The sequence below is a fragment of the Nocardioides sp. P5_C9_2 genome (genome assembly GCF_054049555.1).
The window spans coordinates 1-5,960 of sequence record NZ_JBFUMD010000230.1 but is presented as its reverse complement, the minus strand read 5'-3'; the positions used below and the strand labels follow the sequence as shown (position 1 = coordinate 5,960).

Sequence of the window (5,960 nt, the reverse complement as noted above, 5' to 3'; positions counted from 1 at the left end):
GTTCGCGGAGGCTGCGGTGGTGGTGCTAGGTCGAGCCATGCGGGGTTGACTCCTTCGATGCGGCTCGGATGGGGCTCAGGCAGGTTCAAGTGGGTTCGAGCGGGTTCAGGGAGCGGTCCGGCTCGGGTTCGGGGTGCGCGGGGACCGTCTGTGCAGGGACCGATCGGTCACTTCTCGAGGGGCGTCCCAGTGCGCACGGACGCGACGACGTCGAGGACGGCCTGGGAGGTGGCAGCCGCGGCACGTTGCTCGATGAGCAGGTCGACGTGGAATGCGCCGGTGACGACGTGGTGGGCGCTGTTGGTGGACAGGGTGGCGAGCTGGTTCTGCTTCGCCATCCAGCCCGGGCTGCTGCCCTCACCGGCGGTCAGCACGTACAGGGGTTCGTCGTTGAGGGTGGTGAGCGCGGTGGCTTCCTTCGCGGAGGCACCTCCCTGGAGGTACTCGTCGATGGTGCTGCGCAGGTGCTGACTGGTCACGGAGCTCGCGCGTGCTGCGTCCTCAGAAGCCGGCGGCAGGGTCGCTCCGCTGGCACCGACGACTAGCCGCATCAGACCGAAGCGCGCGGTTTGGGACAGAAGCGCTGAGATGCGGTCCATCGAGCCGCCCGAGCGTGTGGGCGCCGCGGCAGTGGAGGTGGGCGGCTGGTTCGACGACGACGCCGGTGCGGTGGAGTCGATCAGCACCATCCCGGCTACATCGGTGGGGTACTGGGCGGCGAAGGTGAGGCTGTACAGGCCCCCGAAGGAGTGACCAGCCAGCACGTAGGGGCCGGGTTCGTCTGCACGGTGGAGCAGCGTGTGAAGGTCGGCGGCGATCTGGGTGGCGTCCTGGGTGGTGTCGGCTGGGTCGCTCCATCCGCGTCCCGCGCGGTCGTAGACGCAGACGCGGGTCTCACGGGCCACGGCGGGCGCTACCCAGCCGAGCGTTGAGGACGACATGCCCGCACCTGGCTCGAGCACGACGGTGGGGCTACCCGAGCCGGTGCAGTTCAGGTGAAGGCGGTGTCCCCCCACGTCGACCAGCCGGCCGGGCATCRGTGGCTGCGGTGCGGCTGCGGAGAGAATTACGTCAGTTCCGGCTCCCAGTGAGACGACGCCGAGGAGTACGACTGTCGGGTAGAGGAGCCAGCGTCCGAGCCGGCTGCCCAGGTCTCGTCGGATGCGCAAGACCATCCAGACGCTCAGTGCGATGGCGGCTGGCGGCCACACCCAGCTGAGCGCGTCGTCGGCATTGGCGCCGAACGTGGCTAGCGTCAGCCCGCTCAGGCCCATGACCAGTGCTGGGACCCGCGCCCAGCGCTGCGGCTGGTCGGTGAACCGGCTCGAGAGCGCGGCGAGCATCGTCCACCCTAGGGCGAACCCGCAGAGCACCGCTCCCGTGAGCTCGCTCGGTTCGGCCGGGATGATCGGCAGGGCCGCGAGACCCGTCGCGGCGAGGAGCCCGCCTACGAGGGAGCCGACGACGATGCGGCCGAGGCGTCGCTTCGCCTTCTTGGAGGGCGTCGTGGTGTTCGGACGGGCCCGCCGGCCCTGGGCTGAAGTTCGGACCGTTGCGCTGTCGTCRTCGTGAGCCGGGACTGTCGAAGTCGCTCGGCCGGCCGCGTCGGTGGAGGGTGCAGCAACCATGTCGAGCACTTCCTTCGTTGTCTCGGGTGGGGCGACTGCACGTTGGGGCCGCCGCTTGTGGTGCTCAGGTTCAATCGACGGCCTTGCCGGTGACTGTCCGGGCGCTGTCCGCTCCAGCACTCCCTGGACAACTGGCGCACGTCCGGGAGCTGCAGCCATGTCGCCGCCCGTAGACGTAAGAGATGCAGGGTCCCGTCGGGCAGGGAGCAGGGGCTGCTAGGAGGGCATTGCCCCCGTCGCGCTCAACGCCCTCGTCGACCCCGTTGCCGCTGTTGCCGCTGAGCTACGCCGGCCCGAGAGTCCCGTCCTCGGTCGTGACCAGCTGTGGGCGGGCCCGCAGGGGGCCCGAGGAGTTGGACAGCGGGCGGACAGTCCTACCCCCCACGCTGACCTGGTCAGAGCGGAGGAGTCTCAAGGAGTGGGTCCGACATGCGTCACATCCATCTGGTTGTTGCCGGCATGGGCTGCCGTCGTTGCGTTCGCGAAGTGACTGGCCTGGTCCGTGACATCCCTGGTGTGCAGACCGTAAGCGCCAACGCGCGCGACTGCACGGTCCATCTGTCGGGCTCAATGCAGCTGGCCGATGTCCTCGCCGCGTTTGCCGGCACCACCTACGTCCCCCAGCTAGCCGAGGCCACCATGGACGCTTCGGCGGGCGCTTTGGAGGGCGACGGGGACGGACGCCAGACGGACGACAGGAATGAGACAGCAGTCAGCAAGCGGTCCCCGTGACCGTGGTGTCAGAGCCGACTACGGCTAGACCGCACTACAGAAGGGCACGTCATGTCTACAACGCCTTCCGCCGGGGAAGCCCGAAGCAGCCGCCGATGGGTTGCTTTGGGCGTCATCGCTGCGGCGCAGTTCATGGTCATCATGGACACCTCCATCATCGGCGTCGCGTTGCCGAAGATGCAGCGCGACCTCGGGTTCACTCCGCAGGGGCTCAGTTGGGTCTTCAACGCCTACGTCGTCGCTTTCGGCGGTCTCCTGCTTCTCGGTGGTCGCCTCTCTGACCTGTTCGGGGCGCGCCGCATCTTCACCACCGGCTGGGTCGTCCTTGCCGCCGGGTCGCTCTTGGCGGGTTTTGCGGGCAACGTCCCGGTCGAGCTCGTCGGTCGCAGCGTGCAAGGCGCTGGGTCTGCGCTCATCGCCCCAGCCTCGCTCACCCTGCTGTTCATGACCTTCGGTTCCTCGCCGAAGGAGCTCACGAAGGCGCTGGCCCTGTACGGCGCCGCGGCACCGACCGGCGGGACCGCTGGCGTGTTCCTCGGCGGCGTCCTCACCGAGTACGCGTCCTGGCCGTGGGTGTTCTTCATCAACGTCCCCCTGGCCGTCGCGGTGGTCGTGCTCACCCGTTCCGTCATGCCCTCGGGGGCGCCTCGACGCGGGTCGCTGGACATCGTCAGCGCTGCCACCGTCACGGCCGGGCTCGCCGCCGTCGTGTTCGCCGTCGTGCGTGCCCCGCAAGAAGGGTGGGCCTCCACCTCGACGCTGGTCGCGGGACTCGGCGGACTCGCCCTGCTCGGCCTGTTCGTCGCCCTTCAGGCCAGGCTGCGCGAACCGCTGATGCGCCTCGGCATCTTCTCGGCACCGAACCTCGCCGCCGCTAACGCCGCGCAGTTCATGCTCGGTGCCGCCTGGATTCCGATGTTCTTCTTCCTCAACCTCTACCTCCAACAGGTCCTCGGCCTGGGGGCATTCGCCAGCGGTGCGGCGTTGCTTCCGTTGACCGTGACCATCATGGTCGGGATGGTCGTCGCCGCTCCGCGGCTCATCGCCCGGTTCGGCCCGAAGGCCATGACGGTTGCGGGGCTCGCCACCCTGTCCGGAGGCTTGATCTGGCTGTCGTTCATCCGCCCCGACGGCAGCTTCACCGCCGACGTGCTGGGCGCCAGCCTCGTCGCCGCCGCCGGCATGGCGATGGCATTCATCCCCTCGCTCGGGATGGCGTTGTCCTCGGCCGACCCGGAGGAAGGCGGCCTCGCAGCCGGCATCGTCAACACGAACTACCAGGTCGGTTCCGCCCTCGGTCTGGCCGCGATGACCGCAGTCGCTGCGGCGTTCGGCGCCGACCAGGCTGGCGATGCGGGCGCTCTCGCCGACGGGTTCTCAGCCGGGCTCCTCGGCGCTGCCGGCATCGCAGCCGTCGGGGCTGTCATCGCCTGGGCTTCGCTTCAGAACCCGCAGGCGCCCACCGCCGGTGCCGAACCCGCCCCGGCCGGCGACTCCGAGCAGTCCGAGCACGCCGCCGCATGACCCGGTCGGGCCGGCGACCGTGCCGGCCCGACCTCGCCGGACACCACCGGCACCCACCCATCTCCCGGGCCACCAGTCCGGGAGCCAACACCGAAGGAACGTCATGAGCTACACCGAGACCCACCACGTCAACGGCATGACCTGCGACCACTGCGCCCGCGCCATTCGCACCGAGGTCAGCGCCATCGCCGGCGTCACCGACGTCGACGTTGATGTCAGCACCGGAGCCGTTCGCGTCACCGCCGAGCAGCCCGTGCCCACCACGGTCTTGCGCGAGGCCGTCGAGGAGGCCGGCTTCGCGCTCGCCTGACCCACAAGCGCCGCGCCCCGGTGGCAGGAACCCCCCACCCCCACCCCCCGCCGGGGCGCGGCTCACCACCCTCCCTGCGCAACTCGCGCAGCCCTCACGACTCTCTGGAGCGCGTGCCGCGCTTCAGAGAGTCGGTGTGCGGTGAGCGTGCCAGCCCACCGGCCGGTTCATCTCCTGTCTGCACGGCCGGGACTCGGGACAGTGGTCGGACAGGTCAGGGCAAGGCAGCTCACGCAGCCTGAGGTCATCAACCCGGCCCGGACATCCCGGCGCCCGTCCAGAACTGTCGAAGGAAGTGTTCGAGATGGCCTCGTCACGATTCGTCGAAGAAGAGTCGCGCACCTACACCGGCGGCGCTCCTCGGCATCCGCACAACGGCTACTACGCCGGCGACTTCTCCCGAGCGCCCCTCACCGTCCCCGAGTTGCGGCTGGTCCTCCCGTCGCCGCGACAGCCCGCACCCCGCCACTGAGCACCCGAAGGACTCGACATGACCGCCTCCGCCCCCTCGCAGCCCTACGACGTCATCGTCGTTGGCGCCGGCCAGGCCGGGCTCGCCGTCGGCTACCACCTCGCACGCCAAGGCGCGAACTTCCTGCTGCTCGACGCTGGCTCCGGAGTGGGCGAGTCGTGGCGCACCCGATGGGATTCGCTGCACCTGTTCACTCCTGCCGAGCACGACGCCCTTCCCGGCATGCCGTTCCCCGCGCCGGACGGGACGTACCCGACCAAGGACATGGTCGCGGACTATCTCCGCGCCTACGCCACCCACTTCGCGCTCCCCGTCCGGCTGAACTGCCCGGTCGCCCGCATCGAGCAGGGCACCAACGGATTCGTCATCCACGCCGACGACGGTCCGCTGACGACACGACAGGTCGTCATCGCCACCGGCCCGTTCCAGGACCCCGTCATCCCCGGCGTCGCTGCAGGACTCTCGATCGACGTGGCGCAACGCCACAGCGCGGAGTACCGCAACCCCGATGACCTGCCAGCCGGGCCAGTCCTCGTCGTCGGGGCCRGGAACTCGGGTCGACAGATCGCCGAGGAGCTCGCCGCGACCCGCGCGGTGACCCTGGCGGTTGGAACGGTGCCTCGGCAGCTCCCGCAGCGGTTTCTTGGCCGTGACCTGTTCTGGTGGTTGACCCGCCTGGGGCTGATGGACAAGACCGTCGAGTCGCGGCTAGCGCGCCGCATGCGGGACCGCAGCGACCTCGTCATCGGCACGCCCCTCAAGCGGCTGCGCAGCGCCGGTGTCCATATCCGGGAGCGCGTGATCTCAATAGACGGCGATCTGGTCACCTTCCAGGACGGCAGCTCGGTCCGCGCCGCGGTCGTCGTGTGGGCCACAGGGTTCCGCGCCGACTACTCCTGGCTCGACATCCCCGATGCCTTCGACGAGCAAGGGCGTCTCCGACACCGGCGAGGCATCACCGCCGTGCCTGGACTGGCGTTCGTCGGGCTGCCCTGGCAGCACACCCGCGGCTCAGCGCTGCTCGGGTTCGTCCAGTCCGACGCCGCCTGGGTCGCCGACCAGCTCGCGGCCGCACGCCCCCAGCACGTCAAGGACCTCGTGGGCTGAGCCGCCCGCCACCTCCTTCAAGCGCTCGCTCCTGCCGCAGCACACCAGATGGACAGCGACCGGACAGAGCCCATGCACAACCTCGTCTCATCGGACCTCGCCCAGACCCGCCCAGACCCGCCCAGACCCCGCTTAGACCTCACTGAACCTTGGAGCTCGGCATGACCACCACCGCACCCGACATCAC

Annotated in this window: 6 protein-coding genes; 5 read left to right on the top strand and 1 reads right to left on the bottom strand. The window is 69.7% G+C overall.

What is annotated here, in order from left to right; translation table 11 throughout:
• Window positions 1-167 precede the first annotated feature (167 nt).
• Window positions 168-1,787 (bottom strand): alpha/beta fold hydrolase, encoded by a 1,620-nt coding sequence (locus tag ACXJKL_RS12435; RefSeq protein WP_457207359.1) that lies wholly within the window; start codon window positions 1,785-1,787, stop codon window positions 168-170.
• Between the two features lie 270 nt (window positions 1,788-2,057).
• Between ACXJKL_RS12435 and ACXJKL_RS12430 the strand changes: the two genes are divergently transcribed.
• The 5 genes from ACXJKL_RS12430 to ACXJKL_RS12410 all read left to right on the top strand — a co-directional run bounded on the left by ACXJKL_RS12430 (window position 2,058) and on the right by ACXJKL_RS12410 (window position 5,773).
• The gene (locus ACXJKL_RS12430) at window positions 2,058-2,360 is read left to right on the top strand and encodes a heavy-metal-associated domain-containing protein (RefSeq protein WP_457207358.1); all 303 of its coding nucleotides are present in this window, start codon (window positions 2,058-2,060) and stop codon (window positions 2,358-2,360) included.
• Window positions 2,361-2,411: 51 nt separating this feature from the next.
• Window positions 2,412-3,884 (top strand): MFS transporter, encoded by a 1,473-nt coding sequence (locus ACXJKL_RS12425; protein WP_457207357.1) that lies wholly within the window; start codon window positions 2,412-2,414, stop codon window positions 3,882-3,884.
• A 103-nt stretch (window positions 3,885-3,987) separates the two neighbouring features.
• Window positions 3,988-4,194 carry a heavy-metal-associated domain-containing protein gene (locus ACXJKL_RS12420; RefSeq protein WP_457207356.1) on the top strand — a complete coding sequence of 69 codons (207 nt, stop codon included), beginning with the start codon at window positions 3,988-3,990 and terminating at the stop codon, window positions 4,192-4,194.
• Window positions 4,195-4,498: 304 nt separating this feature from the next.
• The gene (locus ACXJKL_RS12415) at window positions 4,499-4,666 is read left to right on the top strand and encodes a hypothetical protein (protein WP_457207355.1); all 168 of its coding nucleotides are present in this window, start codon (window positions 4,499-4,501) and stop codon (window positions 4,664-4,666) included.
• An 18-nt stretch (window positions 4,667-4,684) separates the two neighbouring features.
• Complete coding sequence (locus ACXJKL_RS12410) at window positions 4,685-5,773, top strand: flavin-containing monooxygenase (protein WP_457207354.1); 1,089 nt, start codon at window positions 4,685-4,687, stop codon at window positions 5,771-5,773.
• Window positions 5,774-5,960: the final 187 nt, after the last annotated feature.

What these genes read in the sequence shown, in the direction of transcription:
- ACXJKL_RS12430 (WP_457207358.1), top strand. Translation starts at nt 2,058, where the DNA reads ATGCGTCACATCCATCTGGTTGTTGCCGGCATGGGCTGCCGTCGTTGC.
- ACXJKL_RS12425 (WP_457207357.1), top strand. Translation starts at nt 2,412, where the DNA reads ATGTCTACAACGCCTTCCGCCGGGGAAGCCCGAAGCAGCCGCCGATGG.
- ACXJKL_RS12420 (WP_457207356.1), top strand. Translation starts at nt 3,988, where the DNA reads ATGAGCTACACCGAGACCCACCACGTCAACGGCATGACCTGCGACCAC.
- ACXJKL_RS12415 (WP_457207355.1), top strand. Translation starts at nt 4,499, where the DNA reads ATGGCCTCGTCACGATTCGTCGAAGAAGAGTCGCGCACCTACACCGGC.